Source organism: Rhizobium grahamii CCGE 502, assembly GCF_000298315.2.
Classification (GTDB): domain Bacteria; phylum Pseudomonadota; class Alphaproteobacteria; order Rhizobiales; family Rhizobiaceae; genus Rhizobium; species Rhizobium grahamii.
On the sequence record NZ_AEYE02000010.1, the window covers coordinates 74862 to 93044 of the forward strand.

General features: G+C 58.5%; 17 protein-coding genes. 9 read left to right on the plus strand and 8 right to left on the minus strand.

Features of this window, described 5'->3' with window-relative positions; translation table 11 throughout:
* The first annotated feature begins 3 nt into the window (after positions 1-3).
* From mce to RGCCGE502_RS07895, 5 genes are all read left to right on the plus strand, one after another.
* Positions 4-408, plus strand: a complete 405-nt coding sequence (gene mce / locus RGCCGE502_RS07875) for a methylmalonyl-CoA epimerase (protein ID WP_016553623.1) — start codon at positions 4-6, stop codon at positions 406-408.
* A 134-nt stretch (positions 409-542) separates the two neighbouring features.
* Positions 543-824, plus strand: coding sequence for a DUF1467 family protein (locus RGCCGE502_RS07880; RefSeq protein WP_016553624.1), 282 nt, complete (start codon positions 543-545; stop codon positions 822-824).
* Positions 825-1400: 576 nt separating this feature from the next.
* Complete coding sequence (gene proS, locus RGCCGE502_RS07885; RefSeq protein WP_016553625.1) at positions 1401-2723, plus strand: proline--tRNA ligase; 1323 nt, start codon at positions 1401-1403, stop codon at positions 2721-2723.
* A gap of 16 nt (positions 2724-2739) precedes the next feature.
* Positions 2740-4047 carry a lipoprotein-releasing ABC transporter permease subunit gene (locus tag RGCCGE502_RS07890; protein ID WP_016553626.1) on the plus strand — a complete coding sequence of 436 codons (1308 nt, stop codon included), beginning with the start codon at positions 2740-2742 and terminating at the stop codon, positions 4045-4047.
* A gap of 14 nt (positions 4048-4061) precedes the next feature.
* Positions 4062-4745 (plus strand): ABC transporter ATP-binding protein, encoded by a 684-nt coding sequence (locus RGCCGE502_RS07895; protein ID WP_016553627.1) that lies wholly within the window; start codon positions 4062-4064, stop codon positions 4743-4745.
* On the opposite strand, the gene RGCCGE502_RS07900 is transcribed toward RGCCGE502_RS07895, so the two are convergent.
* Positions 4746-5210, minus strand: a complete 465-nt coding sequence (locus tag RGCCGE502_RS07900; protein ID WP_016553628.1) for a DUF5680 domain-containing protein — start codon at positions 5208-5210, stop codon at positions 4746-4748. It abuts the gene before it with no gap.
* A 70-nt stretch (positions 5211-5280) separates the two neighbouring features.
* On the minus strand, positions 5281-5865 hold the full coding sequence (locus tag RGCCGE502_RS07905) for a hypothetical protein (protein WP_016553629.1): 585 nt from the start codon (positions 5863-5865) through the stop codon (positions 5281-5283).
* 304 nt (positions 5866-6169) lie between these two features.
* Between RGCCGE502_RS07905 and dnaE the strand changes: the two genes are divergently transcribed.
* Entirely contained in the window at positions 6170-9670 is a 3501-nt protein-coding gene (gene dnaE, locus RGCCGE502_RS07910; protein ID WP_016553630.1) for a DNA polymerase III subunit alpha, read from the plus strand.
* Positions 9671-9672: 2 nt separating this feature from the next.
* Here dnaE and RGCCGE502_RS07915 read toward each other — a convergent pair whose 3' ends face one another.
* Together RGCCGE502_RS07915 and RGCCGE502_RS07920 are read right to left on the minus strand one after the other, a co-directional pair.
* Positions 9673-10908: a L,D-transpeptidase family protein gene (locus RGCCGE502_RS07915; RefSeq protein ID WP_016553631.1), complete on the minus strand. Its 1236-nt coding sequence runs from the start codon at positions 10906-10908 to the stop codon at positions 9673-9675.
* Positions 10909-11002: 94 nt separating this feature from the next.
* Positions 11003-12292: a DNA polymerase IV gene (locus tag RGCCGE502_RS07920; protein WP_016553632.1), complete on the minus strand. Its 1290-nt coding sequence runs from the start codon at positions 12290-12292 to the stop codon at positions 11003-11005.
* 75 nt (positions 12293-12367) lie between these two features.
* On the opposite strand from RGCCGE502_RS07920, the gene RGCCGE502_RS07925 reads away from it, so the two are divergent.
* Positions 12368-12955 carry a GNAT family N-acetyltransferase gene (locus RGCCGE502_RS07925; protein WP_016553633.1) on the plus strand — a complete coding sequence of 196 codons (588 nt, stop codon included), beginning with the start codon at positions 12368-12370 and terminating at the stop codon, positions 12953-12955.
* Here RGCCGE502_RS07925 and RGCCGE502_RS07930 read toward each other — a convergent pair.
* Positions 12930-13601, minus strand: a complete 672-nt coding sequence (locus RGCCGE502_RS07930) for a hypothetical protein (protein WP_016553634.1) — start codon at positions 13599-13601, stop codon at positions 12930-12932. The two genes, RGCCGE502_RS07925 and RGCCGE502_RS07930, sit on opposite strands and share 26 nt — an antisense overlap.
* 2 nt (positions 13602-13603) lie before the next feature.
* Entirely contained in the window at positions 13604-13912 is a 309-nt protein-coding gene (locus RGCCGE502_RS07935) for a DUF3572 domain-containing protein (RefSeq protein ID WP_016553635.1), read from the minus strand.
* 132 nt (positions 13913-14044) lie between these two features.
* Between RGCCGE502_RS07935 and RGCCGE502_RS07940 the strand changes: the two genes are divergently transcribed.
* The gene (locus RGCCGE502_RS07940) at positions 14045-14416 is read left to right on the plus strand and encodes a response regulator (protein ID WP_007531841.1); all 372 of its coding nucleotides are present in this window, start codon (positions 14045-14047) and stop codon (positions 14414-14416) included.
* A gap of 18 nt (positions 14417-14434) precedes the next feature.
* A complete protein-coding gene (locus RGCCGE502_RS07945) occupies positions 14435-15805 on the plus strand; it encodes a PleD family two-component system response regulator (RefSeq protein WP_016553636.1) in 1371 nt (456 codons plus the stop codon).
* Positions 15806-16491: 686 nt separating this feature from the next.
* Here RGCCGE502_RS07945 and rpmG read toward each other — a convergent pair.
* Entirely contained in the window at positions 16492-16659 is a 168-nt protein-coding gene (gene rpmG, locus RGCCGE502_RS07950; RefSeq protein ID WP_003587245.1) for a 50S ribosomal protein L33, read from the minus strand.
* A gap of 93 nt (positions 16660-16752) precedes the next feature.
* Positions 16753-17940, minus strand: coding sequence for an MFS transporter (locus tag RGCCGE502_RS07955; RefSeq protein ID WP_016553637.1), 1188 nt, complete (start codon positions 17938-17940; stop codon positions 16753-16755).
* Between the last annotated feature and the right edge of the window lie 243 nt (positions 17941-18183).

Genomic DNA, 18183 nt, shown 5'->3' on the forward strand with positions numbered 1-18183 from the left:
CGCATGCTCGGCCGGGTCAACCATGTCGCTATTGCAGTTCCTGACCTTGCGGCCGCAACGGCGTCATACCGCGATACGCTCGGCGCGACCGTTTCTGCCCCGCAAGCTCTGCCGGAACACGGCGTCACGGTTGTCTTCGTCGAGTTGCCGAACACGAAGGTCGAACTGCTGCAGCCGCTCGGAACGGACTCGCCGATTGCCGCCTTCCTGGACAAGAACCCGTCCGGCGGGATGCACCATATTTGCTACGAGGTTGGCGATATCCTCGCGGCCCGCGACCAATTGATCCAAGGTGGGGCGAGGGTGCTTGGCACCGGCGAGCCGAAGATCGGCGCGCACGGGAAGCCGGTGCTCTTCCTGCATCCGAAGGATTTCTTCGGCACCCTGATCGAGCTGGAACAGGTCTGAGCAGGCCTGCGGCAGAGTGACCGAAAGTGCCGGAAAGTCGGGAGTGCGCCCGAAAGCGGCTTTGAGTTGACGGGTCTTTCGGCCTATAAGCACGGCAACTGCGATTGTCGCAGAGAGCCTAGCGGGACAATTCGATGCTGCAGATATTTCTACAGGGCTTTGCCGTCTACTTTATCGTGTGGTGGATCACGCTCTTCGCCGTTCTCCCGATCGGTCTGCGGACACAAGCGGAAGACAACGACATCGTGCTGGGAACGGTTCATAGTGCGCCGACCCGGTTCCGCGCCGCCTTCGTCTTTTCGATGACGACGCTCATTTCCGCCATCATATATGCTCTCTGGTATATCGCTTCGAATTACTTCGGATGGGGTTTCGACGCACTACCACAAATTGGCCCTTCGTTCTCCAACGTCTAAGGGCGTTTGCCCAGTTTTTGGGCGAATGCGGATATTGGCTGTCATACACCTGTCATCAAGTTGCGGCATGGAGTTGCCGTTAGGTGATATGGACCTTGCGTTGCGTCAGATGAGGCAAAGTCAGAGGCTTGTTGAAAGTAACAAAAAGCAAAAAAAAACAAGGCTAAAAGCCTTGTTTTAAGTATCGCGTGATCCTTATCCGTTGCCGGGGCTGCGACGAGCGCGCCTAAGATCTGATCCTCCCAAGACTTGACCGCGAAATCGACAAGGATTTGAGCTCCTTGCCTGTTTTGTGGGCTAAAACTAGCTCAAAGAATGGGCTTTGTCATCAGCTTTTTTTGCATTTTTGCTACACTTCAGCAATTTTTTTCTGTTGATAAGAATTTCGTACAAGCCATTATAATTTCGCCTTTTTCTTAGATTGTCTGCTTCGCAAGTGCGAACATGCTTTAACGGAAGGCCGCTTAAGTCCGTCGCGGGTTTCTTTCCTTTCGCGAAGCAGTTATGAACGCTGCCAATATTTGTGATCGCTTCGATTCCGCGCCCTGCGGTGTCCCAACAGCTCTGGAATTCGCCATGCGCCTGTCTCGCTATTTCATGCCCATCCTGAAGGAAAATCCCAAGGAGGCGGAAATCGTCTCTCACCGGCTGATGCTGCGCGCCGGCATGATCCGGCAGCAGTCGCAGGGCATCTATTCCTGGTTGCCGCTCGGAAAGCGAGTCCTGGACAAGGTCAACAATATCATTCGTGATGAGCAGAACCGCGCCGGCGCGATCGAACTGTCTATGCCGACGCTGCAGTCTGCCGAACTCTGGCAGGAAAGCGGTCGCTATGACGCCTACGGCAAGGAAATGCTCCGCATCAAGGACCGCCAGGATCGCCCGATGCTGTACGGTCCGACGAACGAGGAAATGGTCACGGATATCTTCCGGTCCTACGTAAAGTCCTACAAGAGCCTGCCGCTCAATTTGTATCACATCCAGCTGAAGTTCCGCGACGAGATCCGTCCGCGCTTCGGCACCATGCGTTCGCGCGAATTCATGATGAAGGACGCCTATTCCTTCGACCTGACGCGCGAGGGTGCGGAGCATTCCTACAAGAAGATGTTCACCGCCTACCTGCGCACCTTCGATCGCCTGGGGCTGCGTGCCATTCCCATGCGCGCCGATACGGGCCCGATCGGCGGCGATCTCAGCCACGAGTTCATCATTCTTGCCGACACCGGAGAGTCTGAAGTTTACAGCCACAAGGACTTCGTCGATTTCGACATTCCGGCTGTTGATACGGATTTCGACGACGTCGCCGGTCTGGACGCGATCTTCAAGAAGTGGACGTCCGTGTACGCGGCCACGTCCGAAATGCACGACGAGGCCGCATTCGATGCCATTCCTGAGAGCGATCGCCTTTCGGCCCGCGGTATCGAAGTCGGCCACATCTTCTACTTCGGCACGAAGTATTCCGAGCCGATGGGCGCGAAGGTGCAGGGACCCGATGGCAAGGAGCACAATGTCCACATGGGTTCCTACGGGATTGGCCCGACCCGCCTTGTTCCCGCCATCATCGAAGCATCGCATGATGAGAACGGAATCATCTGGCCGGCGTCGGTGGCGCCGTTCGATGCAGTGGTGATCAACATGAAGGCCGGTGATGCGGCGTGCGATGCTGCCTGCGAGAAGATCTATGCGGCACTGTCCAGCGCCGGCAAGGACGTCCTCTACGACGATACGGACGACCGCGCCGGAACGAAGTTTGCGACCGCCGACCTGATCGGCGTTCCGGTGCAGATCATTGCCGGCCCGCGTGCGGTCGCGAGCGGCGAAGTCGAAGTGAAGGACCGCAAGACGGGCGCCCGCGAAACGATGACCATCGACGCGGCGATCAACAAGCTCTTGGGCTGAGAAGGCAGGAGGCAGGATGGCAGATGTAGCGGTGAGCCAGCAGGGTTCTAAATCCGGCTCGGCGCCGGCCAGCCGGCCATTTTCCGCCTTCGAACGGCTTGTGGCGTGGCGCTATCTGCGCGCCCGCCGCAAGGAAGCGTTTATCTCGGTGATCGCCGGCTTTTCCTTCATCGGCATTATGCTTGGCGTTGCTACGCTGATCATCGTCATGGCGGTCATGAACGGCTTCCGCACGGAGCTGATCTCCCGCATTCTCGGCATCAACGGCCACATGATCGTTCAGCCGGTCGATACACCGTTCAACGACTATCCGGCGTTGACCGACAAGCTTGCCGGCGTGCCGGGCATAAAGCTCGCCTTGCCGCTGGTCGAGGGCCAGACATTGGCTTCAGGGCAGGGCGGTGCGGGCACGGGCGCGCTGGTGCGCGGCATTCGGCCCGAGGACCTGGAAAAGGTTAAGACGGTCTCGGGCAACATCAAGTCCGGCGACCTTGTCGGTTTTGCCGCGGGACAGGGTGTCCTTATCGGCTCGGGTATGGCGACACAGCTCGGTCTTCAGGCAGGTGACACCATCACGTTGATATCGCCGGAAGGTGACGTCACGCCGATGGGCGTCAATCCGCGGGTCAAATCCTACAAGGTCTCCGGCATTTTCGAGATCGGCATGTCGGAATACGACGCGACGATCATCTATATGCCGCTTGAGGAAGCGCAGCTCTATTTCAATGCAGAGGGGCTGGTTCAATCCATCGAGCTCTTCGTCGACAATCCAGACGATATTGACAGCATGCGGCCGAAGGTCGAGGCAGCGGCCGGCCGCCAGATCGCGATCACCGACTGGCGTCAGCGCAACCAGACATTCTTCTCGGCCCTTCAGGTCGAACGCAATGTCATGTTCATGATCCTGACGCTCATCGTTCTCGTTGCGGCGCTGAATATCATCTCCGGCCTCATCATGCTGGTGAAGGACAAGGGCAGTGACATCGCGATCCTGCGCACGATGGGCGCAAGTTCTGGCGCGATTATGCGCATCTTCTTTATGACGGGCGCTGCCATTGGCCTCGTTGGGACACTCGCCGGTGTGCTGCTTGGGGTTCTTGTTTGCGTCAATATCGAGACGATCCGCGAGTTTTTCTCTTGGGTGTCCGGTACGGTGCTGTTTGACCCGCAGCTCTATTTCCTCAGCCAACTGCCCGCCGAGATGAGCTTCAGCGAGACCATGTCCGTCGTGATCATGGCGTTGACGCTGTCCTTCATCGCGACGATCTTTCCGGCATGGCGAGCCTCCAAGCTCGATCCCGTGCAAGCCCTGCGCTACGAATAAGGAATGCTCTCTTCATGAAGCGGAATACCGTTCTCAAGCTTTCCGGCGTCGAGCGCCACTATGGCCAGGGCGAGACGCTGCTCTCGATCTTGAAGGGTGCGGATTTCACGCTGAACAGTGGCGAAATCGTTGCGCTCGTCGCTCCATCAGGGACCGGCAAGTCGACGCTTCTGCACGTTGCCGGTCTGCTCGAGCATCCCGATGGCGGCGAGGTTATCATCAACGGAAATGCCTGTGACGGTTTGCCGGATGATAAGCGTACGGCGATCCGCCGTAGCGAAATCGGATTCGTCTACCAGTTCCATCACCTGCTGCCGGAGTTTTCTGCGATCGAGAATATCATGATGCCGCAGATGATCGCCGGGTTGCCGCGCAAGGAGGCGAAGGAACGAGCCGGCCAGTTGCTCGACTATATGCGTATCGGCCATCGCGGTGCGCACCGCCCCGGGGAGCTTTCCGGTGGCGAGCAACAGCGCGTGGCGATTGCCCGTGCCGTCGCCAATGCGCCAAGCCTGCTTCTGGCGGATGAGCCAACGGGCAACCTTGATCCAGAAACGGCGAGCTATGTCTTCGACGCACTGGAGGCGCTGGTGCGCCAATCAGGCCTCGCGGCACTCATCGCCACCCACAATCATGAACTCGCCGGGCGCATGGACCGCCGCGTCACAATCACCGACGGCAAGGTCGTGGATTTCTGATCAGGGTTGGATGAGACCACCACGGTAGTCCAGTTCATAGGCCCTGCGTTCATTCACGACGATCACTTCACGACCGCTGAAATGGCTGCAGTCGCCTGTGTTTTGATCGGCATAGAAACCGAAAGCATGCTCGAATTCCATGCCGCCGAGAAAACGTCGATACTCGGCATACATTTTTGACAGTGCAGCCTTAATCACCGTTCCCGCTCTTTCCCCGTCGATCAACGAATGCTCGATGATGCGTCCGAAGTAGTTCATCGCCCAGACCGGTTCGCCGTCCCGCCAAACCACTTCTTGCCCGGCGAAATCGGCGCCGCCGAAATAGCTGTCGAGATAGCGCCACTGTTCACGCTGATAACCCATGTCATGCGATCGTGTCCGGCAGGCGGGTGCAGGGGGGCCGCCGCCAACATAGGTACGGGCCTTCGCCTCGACGATGAACCGGTTCAATGCAGCAATATCCATGGGCTATCCCCTTCGTTCGGTAGCGTGTCAAAAAGGGTGCCAATTGTAAAGAACAAAAAGGGAACATGGCTTACTGACCGCAGATGGTTTGCCCGGTCTCGTCGTTCCATTCAGCGATCGGCAGGACACGTGGCTCGGCTTTGACGTCCTTGCCATCCTTCTGCAACTTCCCGGTCAACGCGTTGTAGTCGCAGGAGCCGGCGGCATTCGGGTCGAGCGTGTCGTAGTGATTGTAGGTATAGCCGGCGACGACAAACTGCTTGTTGCGGTAGGCCACTGTCAGCGTCTGGTCCCAGCGGTCGCGTCCGATCGCACTGTTCTGTGAGTGGATGGCGATCGAGGATTTGCCGATGGCTTTCAATGACGGCTCCTGCCCGAAGACGCCATCAGCATTGGTGCTGCCCCAAATCTTGCCAGGCGCGGTAAGCGAAAGTCGCAGAAGCTCGTGATCGCTGTCGCGAAGGTAAAGGTAGATGCCGATCTGATCGTCGCGGGCATCATCTGCCGGAGCAACCAGCAGCGCGAGATCCTCATGCCCGTCGCCGTCCCAATCGCCCGTCGTCGCGTCAATGATGCGCGCAGGATCGATTTGTTCGGCCCGAGCGGTAAATGCTGCCGACCAAGTCAATCCAACAATTAAGACAAACTTAAACATGCTTTTCTCCCCGTGCCACGCAGCCAGCAGAGCGGAAAAGAATCCTGTTGACAATAGAACAATAGCGGAACAAATTGAAAACATAAGAGAACAGGAGAGCCAAATGACTGACATGATCCGTGATATCGCAGCATTCACCTCCATCGCAATGTTCGTTGCCAGCTTCTCGCTGATCTGCATGGCAATGTAAGAATTCAGGGGACCGCATGGCTGCCATGCGGTCCGAACCCGATCGCTTCTCTGGACATCGACCCCTCAATGCTGAGAATAGACCTGATTGATTCAGGTGATTGGAAGGCATGTCATGGCGGGTGCGGAGAAAGACGCGGCAAGCGGTTTTATCGGTGGCACGCCGGGCTTCGTTCACCTCCGGGTTCACTCAGCCTACTCGCTGCTTGAAGGCGCGCTGCCACTCAAGAAGATCCTCTACAAGGCGTCGGGCGACAGTCAGCCAGCGATCGCGATCACCGATACCAACAATCTGTTCGTCGCCCTCGAATTTTCGCAGAAGGCGATGGATGAGGGGCTGCAGCCGATCATTGGCTGCCAGGTCTCGATCGATATGGAAGACGGTCTTGAGACGGAACGGCGAGGCGGCCAGCAGGCACTTGTCAAGCTCCCGTCGCTGGTGCTCTTGGCGGCCACCGATGCCGGCTACGAGCGATTGGTGGACCTTGTCAGCCGCGCCTATCTCGGTGGCGAGGGCAACGGTCAATCGATTCACATTCGCGCCTCTTGGCTCGATGAGATCGGTACCGGCGGTCTGATCGCTCTGACCGGCGCCTTGACGGGGCCGATCGACATGGCGCTTAAGGACGGACATACCGCCCAGGCGGAAGCACGCCTTCTGCTGCTGAAGCGTCATTTCGGCGACCGGCTTTATGTGGAGCTGCAGCGGCACGGCACCTACGACAAGCGCCACGAGCAGAAGGTGGTCGGCCTTGCCTACGAGCACGACCTGCCGCTGGTCGCCACCAATGAAGCCTTCTTCCCGACCCGTGAGGACTATGATGCCCACGACGCCCTGATGGCCGTCGCCCACAACGCCATTGTCTCGGATGATACCCGGTTCCGCCTGACACCCGATCACTACCTGAAGAGCCGCGCCGAAATGGCCAAGCTGTTCGCGGACCTGCCTGAAGCCCTGGAAAACACCGTCGAGATCGCGCGGCGCTGCGCGTTCATCCTGAAGACGCGCAAGCCGATCTTGCCGCGCTTCACCGGCGCGACGGCCGATCCGGAGGAGGCCGAACGCGAAGAGGCTCTGGAATTACGCCGGCAGGCAGAGGAGGGGCTGGATAGTCGCCTGGCCACACTCGGCATGTCGCCCGGCTATGAGGAGAAGGACTACCGCGAACGCCTGGAATTCGAACTCAGCGTTATCGAGCGCATGAAGTTCCCTGGCTACTTCCTCATCGTTTCGGACTTCATCAAATGGGCGAAGCAGCATGACATCCCCGTCGGCCCGGGCCGCGGCTCGGGTGCGGGCTCGCTCGTCGCCTACGCTCTGACCATCACCGACGTTGATCCGCTGCGTTTCTCGCTGCTCTTCGAACGCTTCCTCAACCCGGAACGCGTCTCGATGCCGGACTTCGATATCGACTTTTGCCAGGATCGCCGCGAAGAGGTGATCCGTTATGTGCAGCGGAAATACGGCCGCGAGCAGGTGGCGCAGATTATCACCTTCGGTTCGCTGCAGGCGCGCGCGGCACTGCGCGACGTAGGCCGCGTGCTGGAAATGCCTTACGGTCAGGTCGACAAGATCTGCAAGCTGGTTCCCAACAACCCAGCCAATCCGACGCCGCTGTCGAAGGCGATTGAGGAAGAGCCGAAGCTGCAGGAAGAGGCCGACAAGGAGCCTGTCGTCGCCCGCCTGCTCGATATCGCGCAGAAGATCGAAGGTCTCTACCGCCACGCATCGACCCACGCTGCCGGTATCGTCATCGGCGACCGGCCGCTGTCGAAGCTGGTGCCGATGTACCGCGATCCGCGCTCCGACATGCCGGTTACCCAGTTCAACATGAAGTGGGTCGAGCAGGCCGGTCTGGTCAAGTTCGACTTCCTCGGGCTGAAGACGCTGACCACGTTGAAGGTCGCCGTCGATTTCGTCGCCAAGCGCGGCATCAAGGTCGACCTTGCCTCGATCCCGCTCGACGACAAGCTGACCTACGAGATGCTCTCGCGCGGCGAAACCGTCGGCGTGTTCCAGGTGGAAAGTGCGGGCATGCGCAAGGCGCTGATCGGCATGAAGCCGGACTGCATCGAGGACATCATCGCGCTCGTGGCCCTCTATCGCCCGGGCCCGATGGAAAACATCCCGACCTACAACGCCCGCAAGCACGGCGAAGAGGAAATCGAGTCGATCCATCCGACGATCGATTACCTGCTGAAGGAAACGCAGGGCGTTATTGTTTACCAGGAGCAGGTGATGCAGATCGCCCAGGTCCTGTCCGGCTATTCGCTCGGCGAGGCCGACCTTCTGCGCCGCGCCATGGGTAAGAAAATCAAGGCGGAGATGGACCAGCAGCGTGAGCGCTTCGTCGTCGGTGCAGTGAAGAACGGCGTGTCAAAGCCGCAGGCCGACAACATCTTCGAACTGCTCGCAAAGTTCGCCAACTACGGCTTCAACAAGTCGCACGCCGCCGCCTACGCGATCGTCTCCTACCAGACGGCCTACATGAAGGCGCATTACCCGGTCGAGTTCCTCGCCGCGTCGATGACGCTCGATATGTCGAACACCGAAAAGGTCAACGACTTCCGCCAGGACGCCAAGCGGCTTGAGATCGAGGTGATCCCGCCGTCGGTTCAGACCTCTTTCCGCCACTTCGAAACCGGCGAAAACCGCATCTACTACGCGCTGGCGGCGTTGAAGGGGGTCGGCGAATCGGCCGTCGATCATATCGTCGAGGTTCGTGGCGATACGCCATTCGCAAGCCTTGAGGATTTCTGCCTGCGCATCGATCCCAAGCAGGTAAACCGGCGTGTGCTGGAAAGCCTGATCTTCGCCGGCGCTTTCGATTGCTTTGAGCTCGACCGCGCGCAGCTGGCGGGCGGCCTCGACCGGATCATGGGCTACGCGCAGCGTGCGCAGGAAAACAAGCTGAGCGGCCAGTCGGATATCTTCGGCAGTGCCCTGTCGTCAGGCCCGGAGAAAATCTCGCTGCCGCCGTTTTCGCCGTGGCTGGCCTCGGAGAAGCTGCTCAAGGAGTTTCAGGTCCTTGGCTTCTATCTGACGGCGCATCCGCTCGACAGCTATCAGAGCATTCTGCAGAAGATGCGCGTTCAGACCTTTGCGGAGTTTTCGGCCGCAGTGAAGCAGGGAGCGAGTAACGGCCGCCTTGCGGGCACCGTCATCTCGAAGCAGGAGCGCAAGACGCGAACCGGCAACAAGATGGGCATCATCGTGTTCTCAGATTCCTCTGGGCAGTTCGAAGCCGTCCTATTCTCCGAGATGCTGAACCAATACCGTGACGTGTTGGAATCCGGGAAGTCCTTCGTAATCACGGCGACGGGAGAGGAGCGGCCCGAGGGTATCGGCCTTCGCTTGCAGACCATTCAGTCGCTGGAAGAGAAGTCACTACAGATGCAGAAGGCTCTGCGTGTCTATGTGCGCGATTCCGGACCGCTGCGAGCAGTCGCTGCACACCTCAATGCTAAGGGTGATGGTCTTGTGTCCTTCATCGTCATCAAGGAGGAGGGCAAGCGCGAGGTGGAGGTCGAGCTTCCGCAGAAGTATCGCATCACGCCCGAGATTGCCGCCGCGCTTCGCGCTGCACCCGGCGTCATCGATGTCGAGCTGGTCTGACGTCAACCCCTTGTGAGGGTAATGAAGTCCGTGCCCTTGCCGGTCTCGGGTCCGAGGCCGGTGTCGGAGATCGTCAGTGTTGATCCTGAGGTCAACATCGCGTTGATCTTGCGCCGCGTCTCCTCCGGAATATCGATACGGTTTAATGCGTTGGCGATCGGCGTGCCTGATATGATCGAGCTCTCGAGACTGCTAATACCAAGCCCTGTCATGGTCGCGCGCGAGAGTGTGTTGGGAAGTGTCGCGCCCATCCAGGCCGCCGAGCCGGTTTCGAAATCCACGTCATGGACAAAGAAGAAATGCGTGCCGAGCGCGAGGCCCGGGTTCACGATCGAGATCGGCTCTTCAAGAACGGGCTGGAATCCTTGGCGGATCATGATAACGCCGTTCGGTGGCGTTCCCTTGCCAGCCGCGGCATAGACGGCCTTGAGGAGGACGTCGCTCACTGGTGACTTGTCTGCCGTCGGTTCGACCGGATACTTCAACTTGAAATCGCTGATCGCCTGCAGCGTTGCCGATCCGAGCAAGCCGTCTGGTTCGCCCACGGCGAATCCGAGTTCATTCAGATAGGTCTGGAGGTCGATGACTTCCTCTCGTTGGCTGCGGCGCGTAATGAGAATGCGGATCGGCGTGTCGTTTGCCGGTGGGGTTGCAGCTGGAATCTCGCGAGACGACATCGCAACGTCGTTCATGGCGACCTGAACAGGAACTTGGCCGATCGCCGGCCGCAAAGCAGCCTCGGAAAGCAGTGCCGGCGGCGTCGGCATGTCCGGCCGGAAGAGCGTCGGATGATCGATTGCTTCAGGTGTCAATTCGGCGTCGGTTATGACAACCGGCACCCCCATCGCCGTCATCTTGTAGAGTTGCTTGGCAAAAGCTGCCGGCATGCGAACGCAGCCGTGTGATGCAGGATAGTGCGGCACGGCGTTCGACTCGTGAAGTGCAATCCCGGACCAGGTCAGTCGCTGCATGAACGGCATCGGCGCAGCCGAATAGATGTTGGACTCGTGATATTTCTGCTTCTCGATGACGGAAAAGATGCCGCTCGGCGTTGTATGCCCCGGTTTGCCCGTCGACACTTTCGAAGTCGCAACGGCCTCGGCGCCGTCGTACAGCGTCAGCGACTGCGCATCCTTCGAAACGAAGATCTGCAGCGTGCGTGCATCCGCCGCGAGCGCGGGGTGCACCAATGCAGTGGCCGACAGCAAGCCGAGGCCAAGGACGAGACGCGACAACATATGATTCAACCGATACGCAATACGTGAAGCGCCAGCCTAAGCGGCGAAGCTTAATGAAAACTTGAAATGATGGGTCTTGAGCACGGCTCACATATTAGTGATCGCGCTTACCACCGAAGGTGTATCCGGTCTGAACAGTGCCTTTGCCGAACTTGTCGCGCAGTTTGTCCATTGCAGCTTCGGCAGCTGCCCTGCGGCCAGATTGCACATCGATGAGGTCGGGCGGATCGGCGCGAGCGGGATCGCAAAGATCCGTCACGCCGATTCCGATCAAGCGAAACTTCGTCCCGTCCGTTTCCCTCTCGAGGAGCTCCAACCCGGTGCGGAAGATCCGGTCGGCAAGTTGGGTCGGGTCTTCGAGCTTGCGATTGCGGGTGCGCAGTTTGAAGTCTGCCGTCTTCATTTTCAGAACCACCGTATGGCCGGCGATATCGTGCTTCTTTAGCCGCCAGGCGACCTTCTCGGAAAGACTGCGGAGGATAGGAACGAGCTCGTCATGGCGGGAGATATCATCGAAGAAGGTGGTTTCCGACGAAACGCTCTTTGCTGCATCGTTCAGGTGCACCTCGCGATCGTCGACCCCGCGGGAAAGGCGCGCAAGCCGCTGCCCCATGCTGCCATATCGGCGCATGAGGTCGTTCTCCTCCATCATCTGCAACTGCCCGATGGTGCGGATACCGTCAGCCTCGAGCGTGGCCGCAAATGCCTTGCCGACACCCCATATTGTCGTCACCGGTCGGGGTGCGAGGAAGGAAACCGCTTCCTCTCGACCGATGACCGAGAAGCCCCGAGGCTTATGAAGGTCGGACGCGACCTTTGCGAGAAACTTGCAGTAGGAGAGGCCGACGGAGATGGTTATGCCGATCTCCTTCTCGATGCGCTGAGCAAATTTGGCAAGCGTGCGCGCCGGCGGATCGTGATGCAGCCGCTCAGTGCCACCAAGTTCCAAAAATGCCTCGTCGATCGAAAGCGGCTGAACGAGCGGTGTTAGCTCCTGCATCAAAGTGCGGACCTCACGTCCAACCTTGGCGTATTTGTCCATGTCCGGTCGGATCACCACGGCCTGCGGGCAGGCTTCCAAGGCCTTGAACATCGGCATCGCGGAGCGAACACCGTGGATCCGCGCAATATAGCAGGCGGTCGAGACCACCCCGCGCTTGCCGCCGCCGATGATAACGGGTTTGTCGGCAAGCTCTGGATTGTCGCGCTTCTCGATCGTCGCATAGAAGGCGTCGCAATCGATGTGCGCCAGTGTCAGCTGATAAAGCTCCTGATGCCGCACAAGACGGGGACTCCCACAGGCCCTGCAGCGGCGCATTTCGGCCTTCTGCTCGGCAAGGCAGTCGCGACAGAAGCCGGGTGTCGTGGCGCTTACAGGTGTCATGATGAGAACAAAGATTGAACATTGCAACATTAGCCTCTAAGCTTTTGAGTCTCAAGAGAGGCCGGGAGGTTTGCGTTGGACATCGATCTCCGTTTCGAGCCGGTGACGGCAGACCGGTGGGCTGACTTCGAACAGCTCTTCGGTCCCCGTGGAGCCTTTTATGATTGCTGGTGTGTCGCACTTCGCCTGCCTCATTCCGTCCGAACGAAAATGGGGCCGGACGAGCGGAAATCGCACATGCTCGGCCGGATCGCTGTCGGGCCGCCACCGGGCATTCTGGCCTATGGCGATGACGAACCGGTCGCATGGGTCCAGGTCGGGCCGCGGTACGACGTACCGCAATTCAATTCGCCGAGGACGGTATCCCGACCGGTGGAGGAGGGCGACGCTCACGATCCGTCATGCTGGGCGGTGAGTTGTTTCTTCCTCACGTCGCGTTTGCGGGGGCGGGGGCTGAGCCACCGTCTCCTTGCCGGTGCGATCGATCATGCCCGACGCCACGGCGCTCGCTATCTCGAAGGCTGTCCAATCGACCAGGTCAAACAATCGAAATCGGTGACGCTCTGTACGGGCTCGACCGCGATCTTCGACGCTGCCGGATTCGAGACCGTGGCAAAACGAAAGGATGGCCGACCGCTTATGCGGCTGGATTTGCGCTCGTGAGAACATTCGCCGCGAAATGTGCCCTTAGTAGCTCTGCGGCATGGCCCCAGCCGGATGCCTCTACAATGCTTCCAGCAGGCGGCGGCGCGAACGGCTTGAAGTCGGCGTTGGCCATCATGGTCAGGAGGAGGCAGTCGGGCACATGATCGGCAACGGAAAGGAGATTGCGTTGCATATCATCGATGAAGGCAACCGGCAGGCTTCGGCGATCATGCAGTGTTGCCACGACAGGGCCCTTGGGCTCCTCGGTGGCGATCAGGTCGAAAGAGAGGTCGAGTTGATTGAGAAATTCGCGCCGGATGCCGTGGTGCCGAGGCGGCATTGCGGTCAAGAAGACGATGTCGGCGTCGACCGAAAGCGACTGCAGTGTTTCGACGGCCTTTTCCGCCGGCTTCTGCCAGAGGTGCTGGTTCGCGAAGAACATTTCCTCAAACGAATCGACCGAGGCTCTGTCCAATTCGCTGCCGTCGAGGAGCGATACGATATTGCCGTACAGGCGGAACGACCGGGGCAGGAGGTCGTAGCTGTGCGAGCGCAGGAAAGCGGTAAACGGAGTGAGGAACTCAAGGACCACTTCGTCAATGTCGCAGACGACCAAAGGCCGGTCGGCGAGCCGCACCTGGCTGACGCTGGTTGCAAAATCCATGCTCAATATTCTCCCGAGCCAAGTCCCGGCGGCGAGAAATGCAGCCATGCCGCATTCAACGCTTCGGGCGCGGTACTGGTCGCCTGGCAAAAGGCCATCGCCGTCGGCTCGTGCTGCATGATGAAGTCCATCATGCCGGAAAGAAACCCGGGATCGTTGATCGCGTGGCGCACCTGTGCCGGCTCGACGCCGGTTAATGCAAGGAAACGGCCGAACAGATCCGGCTCGTTGGCAAGCCAGGCGAGGACGGTGACAGCAGTCTGCTGGGGATCGGCCGCGAGTTGTTTGGAAGACTTGAAGTTGCTTTGCATTTCTCTGGGTAAGTTACCTATTTTTCAACCAAATACCGATAGTGTGCAGCCATCGGTTCTATGGAACCATGCCATCGCAGAAGTCTTCTTCATGCGGGGAAGCGGTACCAGAACGGACGTAGGACGCGTGTCATGCCCAAGCAGGTGATGATTGTAGAAGATAACGAGCTCAACATGAAGCTCTTTCGCGACCTTATCGAGGCGTCCGGTTACACGACAATTCAGACCCGAAACGGCATGGAAGCGCTCGATCTCGCGCGCAAATACCGGCCCGATCTGATTTTGATGGATATTCAGCTCCCCGAGGTTTCTGGTCTCGAGGTTACCAAATGGCTGAAGGAAGATGATGATCTGCACGTCATTCCTGTTATCGCCGTTACAGCATTTGCCATGAAGGGAGACGAGGAGCGCATCCGCCAAGGCGGTTGTGAGGCCTATGTCTCCAAACCCATTTCCGTTCCTAAATTCATTGAGACGATCAAGACCTATCTGGGCGATGCCTGACGCATCGGAAAGAAGCCTATGACTGCGCGCATTCTCGTGGTTGATGACATTCCGGCTAACGTCAAGTTGCTTGAGGCTCGGCTTGTTGCCGAGTACTTCGACGTTTTGACCGCCGGCGACGGCTATCAGGCGCTGGCAATCTGCGAGCGTAACCAGGTCGATCTCGTCCTTCTCGATATCATGATGCCAGGGATGGACGGATTCGAAGTGTGCGAGCGGCTGAAAGCCAATCCAAAGACCTCGCACATACCTGTGGTCATGGTAACCGCATTGGATCAGCCGACCGATCGCGTGCGTGGCCTTAAGGCCGGCGCCGATGATTTTCTCACCAAGCCGGTCAACGACCTCCAACTGATTTCGCGGGTGAAAAGCCTCCTGAGGCTGAAGACGCTCAGTGACGAATTGCGCATTCGCGCCGAGACCGCCCATACAATGGGGATCGACGAGCTGCTCCGTTCGGGCGAGGGGCGGGGCGACGAAGCTGGCCAAGTGCTGCTGGTTGATGGGCGCGCCAATTCCCAGGAGCGCATCATCAAGGCCTTGAAGCCTGTCGCCGATGTCTCTGCGATTTCGGACCCACAAGGCGCGCTCTTCGAGGCCTCGGAAAATCCGTTTGAACTGGTCATCGTCAATGCCAACTTTGACGACTACGATCCGCTCCGCCTATGCTCTCAGCTTCGCTCGCTGGAGCGCACGCGCTTTCTGCCCATCCTGATTATCACCGAGCAGGGCGATGACGACATGGTGATCCGGGCGCTGGAACTTGGCGTCAACGACTACATCGTAAGGCCGGTCGATCCCAACGAACTGGTGGCCCGCAGCCTCACGCAGATGCGCCGCAAGCGTTACAATGATCGCCTGCGCGCAAGCGTGAAGCAGACAATCGAACTCGCGGTCACGGATCCACTGACCGGGCTCAGCAACCGTCGCTACCTGGATAATCACCTGAGCACACTCTTCAATCGATCGATGGCGCGGGGCCGCCCGCTGTCCGTGCTGATCACCGACATCGATCGCTTCAAACAGGTCAACGACACTTACGGGCACGATGCCGGCGACGATGTGCTGCGGGAGTTCGCGAGCCGCATTCGCTCCACCGTCCGCGGCGCCGATCTTGCCTGCCGCTATGGTGGCGAGGAATTCGTGGTCGTCATGCCTGACACGTCGCCCGAGATAGCCGCGGCTGTCGCGGAACGGCTGCGTTCCGCGGTCGAGACAGTGCCGTTCTTGCTGAAGTCATCTGGGCAGGAACTGAGCGTTACCGCTTCGTTCGGAATTTCGTCACGGATCTCCTCCGTCATCACTCCAGGACAGTTGATGAAGCAGGCCGATCTCGCACTGTACGACGCAAAAACGGGCGGCCGGAATCGCGTCGTCGCGGCCGCTTGAATAACGCTTCCATGACATATTTCGGGTCATCCACAGCTGCGAACCAGCAAGTAATTTGACTGCTTAGCCGGTCGCTTGAATCGTTGATTTATTGGCATTCGATATCGTCACAAGCAGATTCGTCGCCGGCCTAGGGAAAATGTGAGGTTTAATCATACTAGCCGGCATTGTACGGAAATAGTGACGCGAACTGATCTGCTGGCCGCAGCCACGTAGGCTAATACTATTGGTCTATAGTTTCGCCTTTCTTTGCCAATTCGGCGCTGTTCTTGCCAATGTATCCGATTCAGCGGTCTAAAAGCTGTCCCAAAGCCGTACTTTTAACCATAAAATCAACCTCGGAAATCTAACCATTAAGAATTTGTTGATTTTCTTTCATTTTCGAGCAAATTATCGGCACATAAGAGATAAGCACTCCGTGTGAGGAGTCCGAGATACCCCATGATGCTCAGGTCCGCCGCATCTCCTGGGTCGTGGGGTCGGTCGGCTGGTTTGCAACATTCAGCGGTTCCTCGTGCCGCGTTGCTTGCTGGTCGACCCCCTTTCAAGAAAACGCCGTCCGTTCCGCATTTTCGGGAAGGACGGCGTTTCTGTTTTCTGGATCGAGACCAAGTCTGTAGAGCCGGCAAACAAAAAGGCGCGCAGCCATGGGCGCGCGCCTTTTTGAAGAACGTCAGATCAGGTGATTACTTGATCTTGGTTTCCTTGAACTCGACGTGCTTCTTAGCAATCGGGTCGTACTTGGTCTTCGTCATCTTGTCGGTCATCGTGCGGCTGTTCTTCGTCGTGACGTAGAAGAAACCGGTGTCGGCCGTCGACAGAAGCTTGATCTTGATTGTGGTAGCCTTGGCCATGGTCGTCCTGCCTTCAATAAAATGAAAGCCGTGGCAGGCCGGATTGGCTCCACGGCAAATTCTGGCGCGAAACTACGAATCTCGCTCGAAAAGTCAAGCCCGCTTTCGGAGGAAAAGCAGTCTGATGGAGGAAAGCAGGGCATAAAGGCCGAAGAATCCGGCGATTGCCCAGGCGAAACCGTCGTTGCCGGCAACGTCGATGGCGGCGCCGATCACCTGCGGGCCAGCCACGGTACCCACTGCATAACAGAACACAAAGGCCGCGTTGGCGGCAGCAAGGTCCGAACCGGTCAGGCGCGAGCCCAAGTGACTGAGGCCGACGGTATAGAGCCCCGCAACACAGCCGCCCCAGAAGAGAAGAACGGTCGCCATCAAGATCCAGCTGTGGACAAGAACCGGCAGCATCAGAGAGCCGATCAGGCCCATGAAGGCCATAGCGGCCAGCAGCGGTCGCTTGTCCTTCATGCGGTCCGAAAGCAGGCCGACGGGGATCTGAAAGATTACGTTGCCGATTCCCATCACGGTCAGCAGCAGAGCTGCCTGCGATTCGGTAAAGGAGGCGCGCACCGCGTAAATCGGGAACAAGGCCAGGCCACCGGCTTCTACGGCGCCGAAGATGAAGACGGCAGCCGTTGCGCTCGGTACCAGGAAAACGTAGCGCATGAAATGCAGTTCCGGCTTTTCTTCGAGTACCGGACTTTCGTACCGTGCGATATAAATCGGAATTGCAGCTAGGAGGACGGCGCAGGCGCCGACGGCAAACGGCAGCACGCCATCGCTGCCGAGAATAGAAAAGAGCAGTGGGCCGCCCGCAAACCCGAGTGAGAGAACGGTGGCGTAGATCCCGAGCACAAAGCCCCGTTTGGAGGGCGGCGAGGCTGCGTTGATCCAGAACTCCGACAGGATGAAGAGCGTCGTTGTTGCGCCGTGAAAGGCGAAACGCAGCGGGAACCACATCCAGAAATCCTGGGCATAGTAGAACCCAAGCGCACTTACGGCTGAGATCAGCACCGCCCATATCATGGTCGGGGCGACGCCGTATTTGTGTGCCAGCTTCGTGGTGATCGGAGCCGCCGCCATCGCGGCAACGCCCGCCATCGCCGTATTCAGTCCAATAAGCGTCGAGGGAATGCCGCGCTTTTCGAGGATGATGCTCAGCAGCGGAAGTCCGAGGCCGATTGCTATGCCGACAGCCGAAATGGACGAGACGGCTGCCACCAGTGAAGGCCAATGGATTTCCTCGACATCGCCTGGTGTTGTGCCGTTTCGCGGCTGAGACATGTATCCATCCTTAGAGACTTGCTGCGGAGAATCGCTCACCGCAAAGCACCATAGAAAGGCACGGTAGTGCCAAATCCAAATGACGGCTGTGCTTTACAAGATGAAACGCGCTGGCGGCAATAACCTGGATGATCTTGAATTGATTCAATCAAAGAAGCTTACCGAATACGCCTAAGATTTCGCCCTGCGGCTATTGAACTGCACTGCAGTTGGGGCGTGCCACTACACGCAAATTGTGTCGTG

Bases quoted from the DNA above. Each gene is read 5' to 3' on its own strand.
- mce (WP_016553623.1), top strand. From the start codon at position 4: ATGCTCGGCCGGGTCAACCATGTCGCTATTGCAGTTCCTGACCTTGCG.
- RGCCGE502_RS07880 (WP_016553624.1), top strand. From the start codon at position 543: ATGCTGCAGATATTTCTACAGGGCTTTGCCGTCTACTTTATCGTGTGG.
- proS (WP_016553625.1), top strand. From the start codon at position 1,401: ATGCGCCTGTCTCGCTATTTCATGCCCATCCTGAAGGAAAATCCCAAG.
- RGCCGE502_RS07890 (WP_016553626.1), top strand. From the start codon at position 2,740: ATGGCAGATGTAGCGGTGAGCCAGCAGGGTTCTAAATCCGGCTCGGCG.
- RGCCGE502_RS07895 (WP_016553627.1), top strand. From the start codon at position 4,062: ATGAAGCGGAATACCGTTCTCAAGCTTTCCGGCGTCGAGCGCCACTAT.
- RGCCGE502_RS07900 (WP_016553628.1), bottom strand. From the start codon at position 5,210: ATGGATATTGCTGCATTGAACCGGTTCATCGTCGAGGCGAAGGCCCGT.
- RGCCGE502_RS07905 (WP_016553629.1), bottom strand. From the start codon at position 5,865: ATGTTTAAGTTTGTCTTAATTGTTGGATTGACTTGGTCGGCAGCATTT.
- dnaE (WP_016553630.1), top strand. From the start codon at position 6,170: ATGGCGGGTGCGGAGAAAGACGCGGCAAGCGGTTTTATCGGTGGCACG.
- RGCCGE502_RS07915 (WP_016553631.1), bottom strand. From the start codon at position 10,908: ATGTTGTCGCGTCTCGTCCTTGGCCTCGGCTTGCTGTCGGCCACTGCA.
- RGCCGE502_RS07920 (WP_016553632.1), bottom strand. From the start codon at position 12,292: ATGACACCTGTAAGCGCCACGACACCCGGCTTCTGTCGCGACTGCCTT.
- RGCCGE502_RS07930 (WP_016553634.1), bottom strand. From the start codon at position 13,601: ATGGATTTTGCAACCAGCGTCAGCCAGGTGCGGCTCGCCGACCGGCCT.
- RGCCGE502_RS07935 (WP_016553635.1), bottom strand. From the start codon at position 13,912: ATGCAAAGCAACTTCAAGTCTTCCAAACAACTCGCGGCCGATCCCCAG.
- RGCCGE502_RS07940 (WP_007531841.1), top strand. From the start codon at position 14,045: ATGCCCAAGCAGGTGATGATTGTAGAAGATAACGAGCTCAACATGAAG.
- RGCCGE502_RS07945 (WP_016553636.1), top strand. From the start codon at position 14,435: ATGACTGCGCGCATTCTCGTGGTTGATGACATTCCGGCTAACGTCAAG.
- rpmG (WP_003587245.1), bottom strand. From the start codon at position 16,659: ATGGCCAAGGCTACCACAATCAAGATCAAGCTTCTGTCGACGGCCGAC.
- RGCCGE502_RS07955 (WP_016553637.1), bottom strand. From the start codon at position 17,940: ATGTCTCAGCCGCGAAACGGCACAACACCAGGCGATGTCGAGGAAATC.